The sequence below is a fragment of the Azospira sp. genome, assembly GCF_030247495.1.
GTDB classification, from domain to species: domain Bacteria; phylum Pseudomonadota; class Gammaproteobacteria; order Burkholderiales; family Rhodocyclaceae; genus Azospira; species Azospira oryzae.
The window spans coordinates 48,057-63,954 of the sequence record NZ_JAOTRW010000010.1; the positions used below are offsets into that span (position 1 = coordinate 48,057).

13 protein-coding genes are annotated in these 15,898 nt (G+C 67.9%); 10 read left to right on the forward strand and 3 right to left on the reverse strand.

Annotated elements, in window-relative coordinates; all coding sequences use genetic code 11:
• Positions 1-48 precede the first annotated feature (48 nt).
• From OEL49_RS15060 to OEL49_RS15085, 6 genes are all read left to right on the forward strand, one after another.
• Positions 49-1,320, forward strand: coding sequence for an MgtC/SapB family protein (locus OEL49_RS15060; protein WP_014237443.1), 1,272 nt, complete (start codon positions 49-51; stop codon positions 1,318-1,320).
• A 23-nt stretch (positions 1,321-1,343) separates the two neighbouring features.
• Positions 1,344-2,150 (forward strand): AmmeMemoRadiSam system protein B, encoded by an 807-nt coding sequence (amrB, locus tag OEL49_RS15065; RefSeq protein ID WP_287875440.1) that lies wholly within the window; start codon positions 1,344-1,346, stop codon positions 2,148-2,150.
• The gene (gene amrA, locus OEL49_RS15070) at positions 2,137-2,742 is read left to right on the forward strand and encodes an AmmeMemoRadiSam system protein A (RefSeq protein WP_287875442.1); all 606 of its coding nucleotides are present in this window, start codon (positions 2,137-2,139) and stop codon (positions 2,740-2,742) included. Before amrB ends, amrA begins: the two co-directional genes overlap by 14 nt.
• The gene (gene amrS / locus OEL49_RS15075; RefSeq protein ID WP_287875444.1) at positions 2,739-3,839 is read left to right on the forward strand and encodes an AmmeMemoRadiSam system radical SAM enzyme; all 1,101 of its coding nucleotides are present in this window, start codon (positions 2,739-2,741) and stop codon (positions 3,837-3,839) included. The genes amrA and amrS overlap by 4 nt, the downstream gene beginning before the upstream one ends.
• A gap of 237 nt (positions 3,840-4,076) precedes the next feature.
• Positions 4,077-7,547, forward strand: a complete 3,471-nt coding sequence (mfd, locus tag OEL49_RS15080) for a transcription-repair coupling factor (protein WP_414635390.1) — start codon at positions 4,077-4,079, stop codon at positions 7,545-7,547.
• A 49-nt stretch (positions 7,548-7,596) separates the two neighbouring features.
• Positions 7,597-8,685, forward strand: a complete 1,089-nt coding sequence (locus tag OEL49_RS15085; protein WP_014237438.1) for a patatin-like phospholipase family protein — start codon at positions 7,597-7,599, stop codon at positions 8,683-8,685.
• On the opposite strand, the gene OEL49_RS15090 is transcribed toward OEL49_RS15085, so the two are convergent.
• Complete coding sequence (locus tag OEL49_RS15090; protein ID WP_287875446.1) at positions 8,642-9,832, reverse strand: ABC transporter substrate-binding protein; 1,191 nt, start codon at positions 9,830-9,832, stop codon at positions 8,642-8,644. The two genes, OEL49_RS15085 and OEL49_RS15090, sit on opposite strands and share 44 nt — an antisense overlap.
• Before the next feature lie 171 nt (positions 9,833-10,003).
• On the opposite strand from OEL49_RS15090, the gene OEL49_RS15095 reads away from it, so the two are divergent.
• The 4 genes from OEL49_RS15095 (at position 10,004) to serB (ending at position 15,226) form a co-directional block, all read left to right on the forward strand.
• On the forward strand, positions 10,004-12,580 hold the full coding sequence (locus tag OEL49_RS15095) for a PAS domain-containing hybrid sensor histidine kinase/response regulator (protein WP_287875448.1): 2,577 nt from the start codon (positions 10,004-10,006) through the stop codon (positions 12,578-12,580).
• Between the two features lie 137 nt (positions 12,581-12,717).
• Positions 12,718-13,794: a 3-deoxy-7-phosphoheptulonate synthase gene (locus OEL49_RS15100; RefSeq protein WP_287875450.1), complete on the forward strand. Its 1,077-nt coding sequence runs from the start codon at positions 12,718-12,720 to the stop codon at positions 13,792-13,794.
• A gap of 19 nt (positions 13,795-13,813) precedes the next feature.
• A complete protein-coding gene (locus tag OEL49_RS15105) occupies positions 13,814-14,356 on the forward strand; it encodes a gamma carbonic anhydrase family protein (protein WP_287875452.1) in 543 nt (180 codons plus the stop codon).
• 27 nt (positions 14,357-14,383) lie between these two features.
• Complete coding sequence (gene serB, locus OEL49_RS15110; RefSeq protein WP_287875454.1) at positions 14,384-15,226, forward strand: phosphoserine phosphatase SerB; 843 nt, start codon at positions 14,384-14,386, stop codon at positions 15,224-15,226.
• A gap of 77 nt (positions 15,227-15,303) precedes the next feature.
• Here the strand turns inward: serB and OEL49_RS15115 are convergent, their stop codons facing one another.
• Both OEL49_RS15115 and iscX read right to left on the reverse strand, forming a co-directional pair.
• On the reverse strand, positions 15,304-15,621 hold the full coding sequence (locus OEL49_RS15115) for a hypothetical protein (RefSeq protein ID WP_014237432.1): 318 nt from the start codon (positions 15,619-15,621) through the stop codon (positions 15,304-15,306).
• A gap of 76 nt (positions 15,622-15,697) precedes the next feature.
• Positions 15,698-15,892 (reverse strand): Fe-S cluster assembly protein IscX, encoded by a 195-nt coding sequence (gene iscX, locus OEL49_RS15120; protein ID WP_014237431.1) that lies wholly within the window; start codon positions 15,890-15,892, stop codon positions 15,698-15,700.
• Positions 15,893-15,898: the final 6 nt, after the last annotated feature.

Genomic DNA, 15,898 nt, shown 5'->3' on the forward strand with positions numbered 1-15,898 from the left:
TCCGCCATTTTTGCCCCCCATCAAAAACCAGGCGAAATAAGAAAAACCATGGAAAACAACTTCCTCACCGAAACCGGGCTGGAATTCGCCCAAGCCTTTCTCCTCAGTCTGGGGGTGGGCCTGCTCATGGGCCTGGAGCGGGAACGGCATTCCTCCTCCCGGGCCGGCCTGCGCACCTTCGCCCTGACCGCCCTGCTCGGCACCATCGCCGGCCTGCTGGGGGAAAAGAGCGGTTCCGAGTGGGTGCTGGCCGCCGGCCTCCTGATGGTGGGCCTGATGATGGTGGCCGCCTACCATTCCCGCCCCGACGCCCAGGACCCGGGCACCACCTCGGTGGTGGCCCTGCTCCTGGCCTACACCTTCGGCGCCATGATCTGGTACCAGGAGCAGACCTTGGCGGTGATGCTGGCCATCCTCACCACCGTGCTGCTCTACTTCAAGACCGAGCTGCACCTGCTGAGCGAGAAGCTGACGCGCAAGGACCTCATCTCCATGCTGCAGTTCGGCGTCCTCTCCCTGGTCATCCTGCCCATCCTGCCGGACCAGGGCTTCGGCCCCTACCTGGCCCTCAACCCCTACCAGGTGTGGTGGATGGTGGTGCTCATCTCCGGCATGAGCCTGGCCGGCTATGCCGCCCTGCGCCTCTTCGGCCAGCAGCACGGCGCCCCCCTGATCGGCCTCATGGGCGGCCTCGCCTCCTCCACCGCCATCACCCTGGTGTATTCCCGCCACGTCAAGGCCACGCCCAACCTGCTGCGCCTGTCCATGGTGGTGATCCTCACCGCCAACGTGGTGGTGCTGGTGCGTCTCTCCCTCCTGGCCGCCATGCTGCAGCCCGAGCTGCTGCCGCAACTGCTGCCGGCCCTGGGCGGCGGCCTGCTGCTGGGCCTGGTGGTGATCGGCTGGCTGTGGCGCATCCTCGGCGACCAGAGCGGCCAGCCGGAAACGCCCCTCAACCTGCACAACCCGGCAGAAATCCGCACCGCCCTCACCTTCGGCTGCATCTACGCCGTGGTGCTGCTGCTGGCCGCCTGGCTCTCCGATGTGGCCGGTTCCGAGGGCCTCTACGCCATTTCACTGATTTCCGGCTTCACCGACGTGGATGCCATAGCCCTGTCCTCCCTGCGCCTGTTCGGCATGGGCAAGCTGCCCATGCATGAGGCGGTGAACTCCATCGTCATCGCCTTCCTCGCCAACCTGGTGTTCAAGCTGGGCATCGTCTTCTCCGTCGCCGGACCCAGCCTGGGACGCCGCATCGGCCTGGGCTTCCTGGCCCTGGCCGCGGGCACCATCGGCGGCTGGATATTCATGCACCTGTAGCGTCACCTTCCGGGGAGCGAGCCATGCCCAGCCTTCGTCCCGCCGCCGTCGCCGGCCTCTTCTACCCGGCCGATCCCGCCCAGTTGGGCGCCGACATCGACGCCTACCTGGCCCAGGCCCGGCCGCCCGCCGCCGCAGGGCCGATCAAGGCCCTCATCGTGCCCCACGCCGGCTACGTCTATTCCGCCCCCATCGCGGCGACCGCCTATGCCGCCCTGGCGCCCCAGGCCGGGCGCATCCGCCGCGTCATCCTGCTCGGCCCCACCCACCGGGTGGCGGTGGGGGGCCTGGCCGTGCCCACCGTGGACAGTTTCGTCACGCCCCTGGGCCCGCTGCCCATCGACGCCGAGGCCCGGCAGCGCATCGCCGACCTGCCCCAGGTGGTGGCCGACGACGGGGCCCACGCCCTGGAGCATTCCCTGGAGGTGCAACTGCCTTTCCTGCAACGCCTGCTGGGGCCCTTCACCCTGCTGCCCCTGGCCGTGGGCGCCGCCTCCAGCGCGGCCGTGGCCCAGGTGCTAGAACGCCTGTGGGGCGGCGAGGAAACCCTGATCCTGGTCAGTTCCGACCTTTCCCACTACCAGCCCTACGCCGAGGCCGAGCGCCTGGACCAGGCCACCTGCGCCCGCATCGCCGCCGCCCGGGCCGACTTGGTGCCCGAGGACGCCTGCGGCGCCATTCCCATCAACGGCCTGCTGCTGGCGGCAGCCCGCCACGGCCTGCGGCCCCGCCTCCTGGACCGGCGCAATTCCGGCGATACCGCCGGCGACCGGGAACGGGTGGTGGGCTACGCCGCCTTCTCCCTGGAGCCGGATCATGGTCCCCACTGAGCCCATCGCCAGCGCGCCGCCCGACGCCGCCCTGGGTCGCCTGCTGCTGGCCCTGGCCCGCCACGCCATCGCCCGGGAACTGGGCCTGGCCGACCCGCCGCCCAATCTGGGGACGCCGCCGCCCCGGGCCCTGGAAAAGCCCACCGCCACCTTCGTCACCCTGACCCGGGACGGCCGCCTGCGGGGCTGCATCGGCACCCTGGAAGCCCGCCGCCCCCTGGGCGAGGACGTGGCCGCCAATGCCCGGGCCGCCGCCTTCCGCGATCCCCGCTTTGCCCCGGTGAGCGTCGAGGAATGGCCCCTGCTGGACCTGGAAGTGTCCCTGCTGCAGACGCCCCGGCCCCTGGCCGCCGCCAGCGAGGCCGACGCCCTGGCGGCCCTGGTGCCCGGCGAGGACGGCCTGATCCTGCGCTACGGCGCCCACTGCGCCACCTTCCTGCCCCAGGTCTGGGAAGCCCTGCCCGAGCCGTCACGCTTTCTTGCCGAGCTCAAGGCCAAGGCCGGTCTGCCCCGGGATTTCTGGTCGCCCCAGGTGGAACTGGCCACCTACCGGGTGCACAAGTGGCACCAGAACAGAGGAGAACGGCCATGAATCCCGACCACACCCCCGCCGTGGCCGAGAGCGCCCACCCGGGCCGCTGGTGGCATGCCCTGGAAGACGGCCGCCTGCAGTGCGACCTCTGCCCCCGGGACTGCCGCCTGCACGAAGGCCAGCGCGGCGCCTGCTTCGTGCGCCAGGCCCGGGACGGGGCCATGATCCTCACCACCTACGGCCGCTCCTCCGGCTTCTGCCTGGACCCGGTGGAAAAGAAGCCCCTCAACCACTTCCACCCGGGCACCCCCATCCTTTCCTTCGGCACCGCCGGCTGCAACCTGGCCTGCAAGTTCTGCCAGAACTGGGACATCTCCAAGTCCCGGGACATGGACCGGCTGATGGACGCCGCCAGCCCGGCCGCCATCGCCGCCGCTGCCCGCCGCCTGGAGGCCCCGGCCGTGGCCTTCACCTACAACGACCCGGTGATCTTCGCCGAGTACGCCATGGACACGGCCCTGGCCTGCCGCGAGGCCGGCATCCGCAGCGTCGCCGTCACCGCCGGCTACATCCACGCCGAACCGCGGCGGGAGTTCTTCGCCCTGATGGACGCCGCCAACGTGGACCTCAAGGCCTTCACCGAGGACTTCTACGCCAAGCTGTGCGGCGGCCACCTGCAGCCGGTGCTCGACACCCTGGCCCACATCCACCACCTCACCGACTGCTGGCTGGAAATCACCACCCTGCTCATTCCCGGCCACAACGACAGCGACCGGGAAATCGCCCAGCTGGCCGACTGGATCGAACGGGAACTGGGGCCCGAAGTGCCCCTGCACTTCAGCGCCTACCACCCGGACTGGAAATTCCTCGAGGCGCCGGAGACGCCGCCGGCCACCCTCAGCCGGGCCCGCCGCATCGCCCGGGATGCCGGCCTGCATTTCGTCTACACCGGCAACGTGCACGACACCGCGGGCGGCACCACCGACTGCCCCCGCTGCCACGCGCCCTTGATCGTGCGCGACTGGTACACCCTCAGGCAGTACCGTCTCACCGCCAGCGGCGCCTGCCCCGACTGCGGCCACCAGCTGGCCGGCCGCTTCGGCCCGGGGCCCGGCGACTTCGGCGCCCGCCGCCAGCCGGTGCGGCTCGGCACCTGACGAGCGGGAACATCGAAAAGCGGCATGGCCTGCAGGCCAGGAGGGACGGGCATCTTCGGCATGGCCCGGCCACAAGCCGCACCCCGCAAGGCGCGGCGGCCATGCACCTGAGGCAATCATCCCCGGCGGCGCTGCGGCGCCAGCCCGGCCCCGGCGTCGGCAAACGGCAGCGCCCCGGCCGAGCCATCGCCCCTGGGCTATAATCCTGCCTCCCCCGCCTGCCTGATTTACCTCCTCGTGTCCGCCTCCACCTCGCCCGCCCTGCCCGAACTGCCTCCCGAAATTTCCCGCGCCCTGGCCCAGCTGCCGCGCAGCGGCGAACGCCTGCACCTGCCGCCCCTGGCCGGTTCCGCCGACGCCCTGGCCCTGGCCCGGCTCGGCAGCCAGGCCCGCAGCCAGAAGCGCCTGCTGGCCGTGCTCACCGCCAGCCCGGCGGACGCCCAGCGCCTGCTGGAGGAAATCCCCTGGTTCGCGCCGGACCTGAAGGTGCGCCTGCTGCCGGACTGGGAAACCCTGCCCTACGACAATTTCTCGCCCCACCACGACCTGGTCTCCGAACGCCTGGCCACCCTCTACGCCGTCAGCCGGGGCGAGTGCGAAGTGCTGCTGGTGCCAGCCACCACCGCCGTCTACCGCCTGACCCCGCCCAGCTACCTGGCGGCCTACACCTTTTTCCTGAAAAAGGGCGAGAAGCTGGACGCCGAGCAGTTCCGCAGCCAGCTCACCCTGGCCGGCTACACCCACGTCACCCAGGTGGTGTCGCCGGGGGAATACTCCATCCGCGGCGGTCTGGTGGACCTGTTCCCCATGGGCTCGGCCCTGCCCTACCGCATCGACCTCTTCGACGAAGAGATCGAGACCCTGCGTACCTTCGACGCTGACACCCAGCGCAGCCTCTACCCGGTGCCGGAAATCCGCCTGCTGCCGGCCCGGGAGTTCCCCCTGGATGACGGCGGCCGCACCCGCTTCCGCCAGCGCTTCCGCGAAGTCTTCGAAGGCGATCCGGCCAAGTCCGGCATCTACAAGGACGTCTCCAACGGCGTTCCTTCCGCCGGCATCGAATACTGGCTGCCCCTCTTCTTCGAGGAAACCGCCACCTTCTTCGACTACCTGCCCAAGGACGCCGTGCTCTGCCAGCACCGGGACGTGGCGCTTGCCCTGCAGGACTTCTGGCGCGACACCCAGTCTCGCTACAACATGCTGGCCGGCGACAAGGCCCGGCCCCTGCTGCCCCCGGCCGAGCTGTTCCTCTCCGAGGAGCAGTTCTTCGTCGCCGCCAAGGATTACGCCAAGCTGATCCTGGGCACCCCGGCGGAAGGCACGCCGCCCCTGGCCACCGCCGTCCCCGCCGTGGCGGTGGAACGGCGGGCTGAGGACCCCCTGACCGCCCTCAAGCAGTTCATCGCCGGCCGCCAGGGCCGCCGTACCCTGCTCCTGGCCGAATCCGCCGGCCGCCGCGAAACCCTGCAGCAACTGCTGCTGGAACACGGCCTCAAGCCCGCCGCCAGCGCCGACTTTGCCGCCTTCCTCGGCGGCGACGCGCCCCTGGCCCTGGGCGTGGCCCCCCTGCAAAGCGGCTTCTGCCTCGACGGCCTGGCCATCATCACCGAGACCGAGCTGTACGCCGGCAGCCCCAACCGCCGCAGCCGCCAGAACGCCCAGCGCCGGGCCTCCATGGACAACTGGCTGCGGGACCTGACCGAGCTCAAGGTGGGCGACCCGGTGGTGCACGAATCCCACGGCATCGGCCGCTACATGGGCCTGCTGCACCTGGACCTGGGCGAAGGCGACACCGAATTCCTGGAGCTGCACTACGCCAACGAGGCCAAGCTGTACGTGCCCGTCTCCCAGCTCCACGTCATCTCCCGCTACTCCGGCAACGAGCCCGATGCGGCGCCCCTGCACAGCCTGGGCTCGGGCCAGTGGGAAAAGGCCAAGAAAAAGGCCGCCGAACAGGCCCGGGACACCGCCGCCGAACTGCTGGCCCTCTACGCCGCCCGGGCGGCGCGCCAGGGCCATGCCTTCGCCTTCACCGAGAACGACTACGAGGCCTTCGCCGACGGCTTCGGCTTCGAGGAGACGGAAGACCAGGCCACCGCCATCGCCGCGGTGATCGAGGACATGAAGTCGGGCAAGCCCATGGACCGCCTGGTGTGCGGCGACGTGGGCTTCGGTAAGACCGAGGTGGCCCTGCGCGCCGCCTTCGTCGCCGTCGCCGGCGGCAAGCAGGTGGCGGTGCTATGCCCCACCACCCTGCTCTGCGAACAGCACTACCAGACCTTCAAGGACCGCTTCGCCGACTGGCCGGTGCAGATCGCCGAACTGTCCCGCTTCAAGACCGCCAAGGAAACCGCCCAGGCCATGAAGGACCTGGAGGCGGGCAAGATCGACATCGTCATCGGCACCCACAAGCTGCTCTCCAAGGAGATGAAGTTCGACCGCCTGGGCCTGGTCATGATCGACGAGGAACACCGCTTCGGCGTGCGCCAGAAGGAGGCCCTGAAGGCCCTGCGGGCCGAGGTGGACGTGCTGACCCTGACCGCCACCCCCATCCCCCGCACCCTGGCCATGAGCCTGGAAGGCCTGCGGGACTTCTCGGTGATCGCCACGGCGCCCCAGAAGCGGCTGGCCATCAAGACCTTCGTCGCCAAGTTCTCCGACGGCATCATCCGCGAGGCGGTGCTGCGGGAACTGAAGCGTGGCGGCCAGGTGTACTTCCTGCACAACGAGGTGGACACCATCGACAACATGCGGGAGAAGCTCCAGTCCCTGGTGCCCGAGGCCCGCATCGTGGTCGGCCACGGCCAGATGAACGAGCGGGAGCTGGAGCGGGTGATGCGGGACTTCACCCAGCAGCGGGCCAACCTGCTGCTATGCACCACCATCATCGAGACCGGCATCGACAATCCCCACGCCAACACCATCCTCATCAACCGGGCCGAAAAATTCGGCCTGGCCCAGCTGCACCAGCTGCGGGGACGGGTCGGCCGCTCCCACCACCAGGCCTACTCCTACCTCCTGGTGCAGGATGAAAAGGCCCTGACCAAGCAGGCCAAGCAGCGCCTGGAGGCCATCCAGCACATGGAAGAGCTGGGGGCCGGCTTCTACCTGGCCATGCACGACCTGGAAATCCGCGGCGCCGGCGAGGTACTGGGGGAAAACCAGTCCGGCGAAATGCAGGAAGTGGGCTTCAACCTGTACACCGAGATGCTCAACCGGGCGGTGGCCGCCCTCAAGCAGGGCAGGGAGCCGGATCTGACCCAGCCCCTGGGCGTCACCACGGAAATCAACCTGCACGCCCCGGCCCTGCTGCCCGACGCCTACGCCCCCGACGTGCACGAGCGCCTGACCCTCTACAAGCGCCTCTCCAACTGCGAGACGGAGGAGGACATCAATGCCCTGCAGGAAGAGCTGATCGACCGCTTCGGCGAACTGCCGCCCCAGGGCCAGTGCCTGCTGGCCACCCACCGCCTGCGCCTGCTGGCCAGGCCCCTGGGCATCGTCAAGCTGGACGCCACTGCCAGCCAGCTGACCGTGCAGTTCTGCCCCAATCCGCCCATCGAGCCCATCCGCATCATCGAACTGATTCAGAAAAACCGTCACTTCAAGCTGGCCGGGCAGGATAAACTGGCAGTCGTTCGTCATATGCCGACCCTCAAGGAACGGGTCGATGCTGTGAAGGATCTGTTCCGGCAACTGGGCGCCTGACCACCCCGGGCCTGCGTTGCCGGAAAACCCAATTCCGGAGGACAACGCAATGGCAAAGACTGCACTGATCATCGGGGGCGGCGCCCCCAACGCCACCCTCATGGCCGGCGCCCTGGTGGCCTTCGAGGAGGCCGGCGTCGAATTCGACGTGGTTTCCACCGCCGGGGCCGGCGCCCTCATCGGCCTGCTCTACCTGGCACCCCAGGGCGGCGATTCCCTGAAGGCCCTGCGCAGCACCGTGGACATGGGCATCGCCGACGCCCTCTACCAGCGCTATCCGGTCAATTTCAAGGTATTCCAGAAATCCGGCTCCATCGCCGAGGCCTACCGGGCCCTGCTGCAGGCCAATCCCCTGGTCCAGGCCATGGAGCAGCAGCTGGGCGGCCACGAGGCGACGCGGCTGCAGGCCGACCTGATCAAGCTGATGTTCGCCGTGGCCTGCCCCACCGACCTCAATGCCGACAGCCTGGGTCTCTGCGCGCCGGTGCCGTTCCTCGAGCAGGTGGTGGATTTTTCCGCCCTGCAGCAGCGCCACGAGCGTTTCTACGTGAACGCCTACAACATCAACGACCGGCGCATGCAGAATTTCAGCAGCGCCAAGGGACAGATCAGCGGCGACGCCCTGCGCGCCGCCCTGGCCTTCCCCTTCCTCTACCCGCCGCACCAGATGGTGGATCCGGAGGACGGCCAGCCCAAGTACTACTACGAAGGCGCCGCCCACGACTGCCTCAACTACGAAGCCCTGGTCAGCCACGAACCGGAGGTGAAGGACATCGTGGTCTTCGACGTGCTGGGTGCCGAGAAGCTGATGCGCACGCCGCGGGACCTCTACGACGCCTGGCTGCTCTCCATCATCGTGCCCCTGGTGGAAATCGCCCGGGACGACACCAAGATTTTCGAAGCCAAGTACAACCGGGACGGCAAGTGGAACCTGCTCAAGGTGCCCTTCGACATCCCGGCGGACAAATGGGAAACCTCCCTGGACTGGTCCCGTTCCAACCTGGAGACCCTGTTCCAGGTGGGCTACGACTCCGGTCGCCAGTTCCTCGCCGGGGCCGGCAGCCACCTGCCCCGCCGCGGCCAGGCCGCCAAGCCTAGCGCGCCAGCAAAGGGCAAGCGCTCGCCGAAAGGGGGCTGAAGGCCTGCTCCCCGGGGATGGTGCGCAACACCCGCAGGTAGTCCCAGGGTTCCCGGATATCCCCGGGCTTCTTCACTTCCAGCAGGTAGATGTCGTGCACCATGCGCCCGTCTTCCCGCAGGCGGGCGTTGCGCACGATGGGGTCGCGGATGGGGATTTCCCGCATCCTGGCCACCACGGTAGTGCCCTTGTCGCTGTCGCTGGCGGCCACCGCCTTGAAGTAGTGGATGAGGGAGGAATAGACGCCGGCCTGCAGGTCGCTGGGCATGGCGCCGGTGCGCTCGAAGAAGCGCTGGGACCAGGCCCGGGCCTCCGGGTCCAGGTTCCAGTAGAAGGAATGGGAAAGCTTGAGCCCCTGGGCCAGCTGGGGCTTCATCACATGGACGTCGTTGAGGGCGGTGGCCACCGCCGCCAGCACCGTCTTGCCCTTGCTCACCCGCAGCAGGTCGAAACTCTGCCGCACCGCCCGGATCATGTCCTGGCCCGCATCCACCAGGGCGATCACCTGGGCGCCGGACTCGGCCGCCTGGCGCAGCTTGACGAACAGCTGCCGCTCCCCCAGGCCATGGTAGGTGCGCCCCAGCACCTGGCCGCCGTTGGCCTCGATCACCGCCGCCAGCTCCTTTTCCGTATTACGGCCGAAGGCATTGTCCAGGGTGATGAAATACCAGGTCCTGGCGCCGCTCCGGGTCAGTTCCCGGCCCAGGGCGGTGGTGTAGGCCTGGCTGTCGTACATCCAGTGCACCCCGGTGGCGGCACAGCGGCTGCCGGTGATTTCCGTGCTCATGACGCCGTTGTAGAAGACCACCGCCCCCTTGGGCCGGTTGATTTCCTGCACCGCCAGGGCGATGGGGGAACTGGCCACGTCGGCGATGACGTCCACCCCCTCCTCGAACAGCCAGCGCTTGGTCACTGCCGAGCCCTGGGCGACGCTGTTGCCGTGGTCGGCGAAGAAGAGGCGGATGGGTTTGCCGTTGATCTTGCCGCCCACATCCTCGATGGCCATGCGCGCCGCCGCCACGGAACCGCTGCCGGTGATGTGGGCATAGGTCGATTGCATATCCACGAGCAGGCCGACGCGGATTTCCCCGTCAGAAAAATCGGCCCGGGCGGCCAGGCTGAAAATTGCCAGAGACAAGGCCAGCATTGCCTTTCCAGCCCACGACCGGAGACCGGCGGGGCGGCCGGCGGCAATCTGCAAAGACCGGGGAGCGGGGAACAGCTTGTCCATTGGCGGCTTCTCAGTGGAAAATGCCAAACATCATAAAAGCGACAAGCGGCGGTCACAACCGCTGATTTCCATTCGGGGACCCAATCCGTGCCGCCACGACCCAGAGCCTCCCAGCGACTCCCCTTCGTCATCTACGGCTTTGCCATCCTGGCGGGACTCATCCTGGTGCTCGGCTTCGCCCGTTTCAACACCCTGCACGAAGTCTTCCTCGACGCCAATTTCGACAGCGTCCACGGCGCCCGCACCCTGCTCAAGGCGCGCTACTTCATCGGCCAGAGCCAGGAGCTGCTGGAGCGGGCCGCAGATTCCCCCGATGCGCGGCGCAAGCACGTGGCCGCCGCCTGGGAAGCCCTGGCCCTGGCCGAGAACTACAGCGCCGAAGGCCGGGACAGCAATCCGGAAATGCGCGCCCGGCTCTCCGAGCGCATCCGCAACCTGAAGCTGAAGACCAACCAGTACCTGGAAGGCAGCGGCACGCCCGCCGCCGACCTGCCCCATCTGGTGCAGGAGTCCCGCCTCCTGGCCGACGACCTGGAAGCGGCGGAACTGGACCGCTGGGGCATGCTCTCTTCCATGAACGCGGCCCTGGCCGAGCGCATGGAGCAGATGCGCCTGTTCATCGCCGCCATCGTGGTCGGCTTCATCGCCCTCATGTCCATGCTTGGCTGGGCCCTGACCCGGGCCAGCCGGGCCGAGAGCGCCCTGCTGCGGGCCAAGGAGGAAGTGGAGGCGATCCAGCAGACCACTCTGGACGCCTCGGCCATCGGCATCGCCTACCTGGACACCAGCAACCACGAAGACCGGCACGTGGTCCTGGCCAACCGGCAGATGGCCGCCATGTTCGGCTACGGCTCCCAGGAGGTGATCGGCCTGCGGGCCGAGGAGCTGTACCCGAGCCGGGAAAGCTTCGTCAGCGCCACCCAGGACATCATGCCCATACTGGAACAGGGCCAGGTGATGCGCCAGGAGCTGATCATGCGGCGGCGCAACGGCGAGTGCTTCTGGTGCGCCGTGTCGGGCAAGGCCATCAATCCGGACGACCTCAGCCGCGGCGTGGTGTGGACCTTCGAGGACGTCACCGAACGCAAGGCGGCGGAAAGCGAACTGCGCCATGCCCGGGAAAAGGCGGAGGCGGCGAACCGGGCCAAGAGCGAATTCCTGGCCAACATGAGCCACGAAATCCGCACCCCCTTCACCGGCATCCTGGGGGTGCTGGACCTGCTCCTGCACACGCCCCTCAACGAAAAGCAGGAGCGCTACATCCGCCTGGCCTACGGCAGCACCAAGCAGCTGCTGGCCATCCTCAACGACATCCTGGACATTTCCAAGATCGAGGCCGGCAAGCTGGTGATCCATCCGGAGGAGGTGGACCTGGTGCTGCTGCTGGGCGAACTGACCGAGGTCCAGGCCGCCGCCGCGGCCCAGAAGGGGCTGGAGTTCCGCTACCACATCAAGGGCATCATCCCGCCCAAGATCCATGGCGATCCGGTGCGCCTGCGCCAGATCATGGCCAATCTGCTCAACAACGCCATCAAGTTCACCAACAGCGGCTGGGTCGAGCTGGACATCGAATGCACCCGCATCGCCCCCGGCCGCCAGCACCTACGGGTCGAGGTGCGGGACTCGGGCATCGGCGTGCCGCCGGAACTGCAGGAAACCATCTTCGACAAATTCACCCAGGCCGATTCCTCCACCACCCGCCTCTTCGGCGGCACCGGCCTGGGCCTGACCATCTGCAAGCAGCTGGTGGAACTGATGCACGGCAGCATCGGCGTCAGCAGCAACAGCGGCGAAGGCAGCTGCTTCTGGTTCGACATCGAACTGCCGGAGAGCGACCCCACGGTGAGCCCGGTGCCCGTGCTGCCGGCGGGCAGCCCCATCACCGCCCTGCCCCGGGACACCCGCATCCTGCTGGTGGACGACACCGAGGCCAACCGGGAAGTGCTGGCCGAATACCTGGCCCAGGCCCACTGCCAGGTGCGCCAGGCGGCCAACGGCCTGGAGGCGGTGACCCTGGCGGAAAGCTGGCAGCCGGACGCCATCCTCATGGACTGCCAGATGGCCGGCATGGACGGCTACGAGGCCACCCGCCAGATCCGCATCCAGGAAGGCCAGCGGCGGCGCACCCCGATCATCGCCCTGACCGCCTTCGTCATGCGCGGCGACCGGGGAAAATGCCTGGCCGCCGGCATGGATGACTACCTGCCCAAGCCGGTGGACGCCCAGACCCTCATCGCCACCATCGGCAAATGGCTGGAGGGCCGAGAGACCAATCCAGCCCGGACGCCCCGCTTCAGCGGCCGCATCCTGCTGGTGGACGACAACCCGGAAATCCGGGAGGCCAGCACCTACCTGCTGGAAGCCCTGGGCTGCCAGGTACAGAGCGCGTCTTCCGGCGAAGAGGCCCTGCAACTGGGCCCCGAGGCCGACTTCGACCTGGTGCTGATGGACTGCCGCATGCCCGGGCTCGACGGCTGCGCCACCACCCGGGCCTGGCGAGCCCGGGAACGGGGCACGCCGACGGCCATCATCGCCCTCACCGCCGGCGACCCGGACGAGAGCCGGGCCCAGTGCCGGGAGGCGGGCATGAACGACTTCCTCGCCAAGCCCTTCTCGGAGCAGGAACTGGTCACCCTGCTGCGCCGCTGGCTGGCTCCGCAATAAGCACCGGCTATCGCGGCATTAGGGTGCGCAAGGGACGGCGGAAGGGTTAAACTCCCATCCTCGGCTTGGCGGCGTCCGTTCCGGTGGGCGCCGGCTCCTCCCGATTGCAACCGGAACCAGTGCTGCCCATAACGACCATGACCACCCCCGACATCGACAACATCAATATCGCCGCCTTCGACCCCATGCCGACCCCGGCGGCAATGCTGGCCAGCCAGCCCCTCTCCGAGAAGGCCGCCGCCGTGGTGCGCCAGGGCCGGCAGGACCTGAAGAACATCCTGGACCGCAAGGACCACCGCCTCTTCGTGGTGGTGGGCCCCTGTTCCATCCACGACCCCGTCGCCGGCCTGGACTACGCCCGCCGCCTCAAGGCCCTGGCCGACGAGGTCTCCGACACCCTGCTGCTGGTGATGCGCGTCTACTTCGAGAAGCCCCGCACCACCGTGGGCTGGAAGGGCTACATCAACGACCCCTTCATGGACGACTCCTTCCGCGTGGACGTGGGCATGGCCAAGGCCCGGGAGTTCCTCCTGCAGGTCAATGAAATCGGCCTACCCGCCGGCACCGAGGCCCTGGACCCGAATTCGCCCCAGTACTACGGCGACCTCATTTCCTGGACCGCCATCGGCGCCCGCACCACCGAATCCCAGACCCACCGGGAAATGTCTTCCGGCCTGTCCACCCCGGTGGGTTTCAAGAACGGTACCGACGGCAACACCGAGATCGCCATCAACGCCATTCTCTCTGCCTCCAAGCCCCACAGTTTCCTCGGTCTCAACGACCAGGGCCAGGTGGCCATCGTGCGCACCACCGGCAATGCCTACGGCCACATCGTGCTGCGCGGCGGCGGCGGCCGGCCCAACTACGACACGGTCTCCGTCTCCGTGGCCGAACAGGCCATGACCAAGGCCAAGCTGATCCCCAACGTGGTGGTGGATTGCTCCCACGCCAACAGCCTGAAGAAGCCCGAGCTGCAGCTCCTGGTAATGTCCGACGTGGTGAACCAGATCCGTCTGGGCAACAAGTCCATGGTGGGGGTGATGATCGAGTCCAACATCGAGGCCGGCAACCAGTCCATCCCCGCCGACCTGTCCCAGCTCAAGTACGGCTGCTCCGTCACCGACGGCTGCGTGGACTGGGCCACCACGGAAAAGATGATCCGCGACGCCGCCACCCTGCTGCGCGACGTGCTGCCGGAACGGCAGGCCGGCTAAGCCTTTCCCGGCCCTGCCCATGCTCCTCAGCCCCTACCTGGACACTTTTCCGTCCGTCGGCGAGTCCTGCTACCTGCACCCCTCGGCCCAGCTCATCGGCGACGTGCGGCTGGGGCGGGACTCGTCGGTGTGGTGCAACGCCGTCCTGCGGGGCGACGTGAACCGCATCGAGATCGGCGCCTGCAGCAACATCCAGGATTTCTCCATGGGCCACGTCTCCCACAAGAATGCCGCCAAGCCGGAGGGCTCGCCCCTGCTGATCGGCGACCACGTCACCGTGGGCCATGGCGCCATCCTGCACGGCTGCCGCATCGGCGACGAATGCCTGATCGGCATGGGTTCCATGGTCATGGACGATGCGGTGATCCAGCCCCGGGTCATGCTCGGCGCCGGCAGCCTGGTGTCCCCGGGCAAGACCCTGGAGAGCGGCTACCTTTACGTGGGCCGCCCGGCCGTCCGGGTGCGGCCCCTCACGCCTGACGAAATCGCCTACCTGCGCTATTCCGCCGAACACTACGTGCGGGTGAAAAACAATTACCTGTCGTCGCCCCAGACGACCTGAGTTCCACCCCGATCACCGCTCACCACCATGAACCTCATCATCCAGAACGGCGCCCTGCCGACCTTTCTCCTCGACCGCATTGCCGCCGCCACCCAGGCCGCTGCCGTGGAACCCCGGCCGCCCCGGGTGGTGTGCTTCCGCAACGCCAGCCGCACGACCGAATTCGACGCCCTGCTGCCCCTGATCGAAGCCGAAAAGCTGGACTGGGCCTTCGTACCCGCCGGCCGCAAGCTGGCCGACTACGGCCTCATCTGCTTCGACATGGACTCGACCCTCATCACCATCGAGTGCATTGACGAACTGGCCGACTTCGCCGGCAAGAAGGCGGAAGTCTCCGCCGTCACCGAATCGGCCATGCGCGGCGAAATCGACTACCGGGAAAGCCTGCGCCGCCGCCTGGCCCTGCTGGCGGGGCTGGACGCCCGGGTCCTGGCCCGGGTCTATGGCGAACGCCTGCTGCTCTCCGAGGGCGCCCGGGAACTGCTGGAAGCGGCCCAGACGGCCGGCCTGCGCACCGCCATCCTCTCCGGCGGCTTCACCTATTTCACCGAACGCCTGCGCATCGAACTGGGCTTCGACTTCGCCACCTCCAACGAACTGGAAATCTCCGGCGGCAAGCTCACCGGCAAGGTAGTGGGCGACATCGTGGACGCCCAGGCCAAGGCCCACCACCTCAACCGGCTGCGGGACGAACTGGGCCTGGAACGGGAGCAGGTGATCGCCGTCGGCGACGGCGCCAACGACCTCTTGATGATGGCCGAAGCCGGCCTTTCCGTGGCCTTCCACGCCAAGCCGGCAACCCGGGCCAAGGCCTCGGTGGCCATCAGCCACGGCGGCCTGGACAGCCTGCTCAACCTGTTCGAAGCCTGAAGCGCCCCGGCTCCGGCAGCAAAACAAAAGCCCCGCAGTGCGGGGCTTTTTCTTTGGGCGGAAAATACATCTCCGGGCTACAAGCCGGCCAGGGATTCTTCCCGCTTGCGGCGCAGGCCTTCGGGCATGCGCAGAGTCTGGCGATCCCAGCCCTCCAGGTCGAGCACCCGGTCCAGGCACTCTTCCAGTTCCGCATGGGCGGTGTTGGTGGAGGCGGCGATGAGCTGATGCACCGGCCGCTCGCTGCTCGGCGCCTCCAGACAGTCCTGCTGGTAGCGATAGAGCCCGCGCAGGTCGCGGATGGCCGCCGCCACCTGGGCCGGACAGGCACACATGTAAATGGTTGCCTCGTCAATGATCCGTTCCAGTTGCTGGTCGCTGAAGCGCTGTTCCATGGTCGTGCCTTCCCTGTCCTGATTGCTTCGTTCCACCTCGGCTGCGAGCGGAGTCAATTCACCCGCATCACCCAAATTACTCGGCCTCTTCGATCCAGGCGCCCTGGATGGCTTCCAGGATTTTCTCGCCGCAGTGCTTGGGATCGTCGTTGAATCCGGGCAGGGCCATGACCCAGTTCATCAGGTCCACGAAATTGATTTTGGTGGGGTCCACGTCCGGATGGGCGTCGGCGAGTTCGATGGCAATATCGTTGATGTCGGTCCATTTCATGGCGCT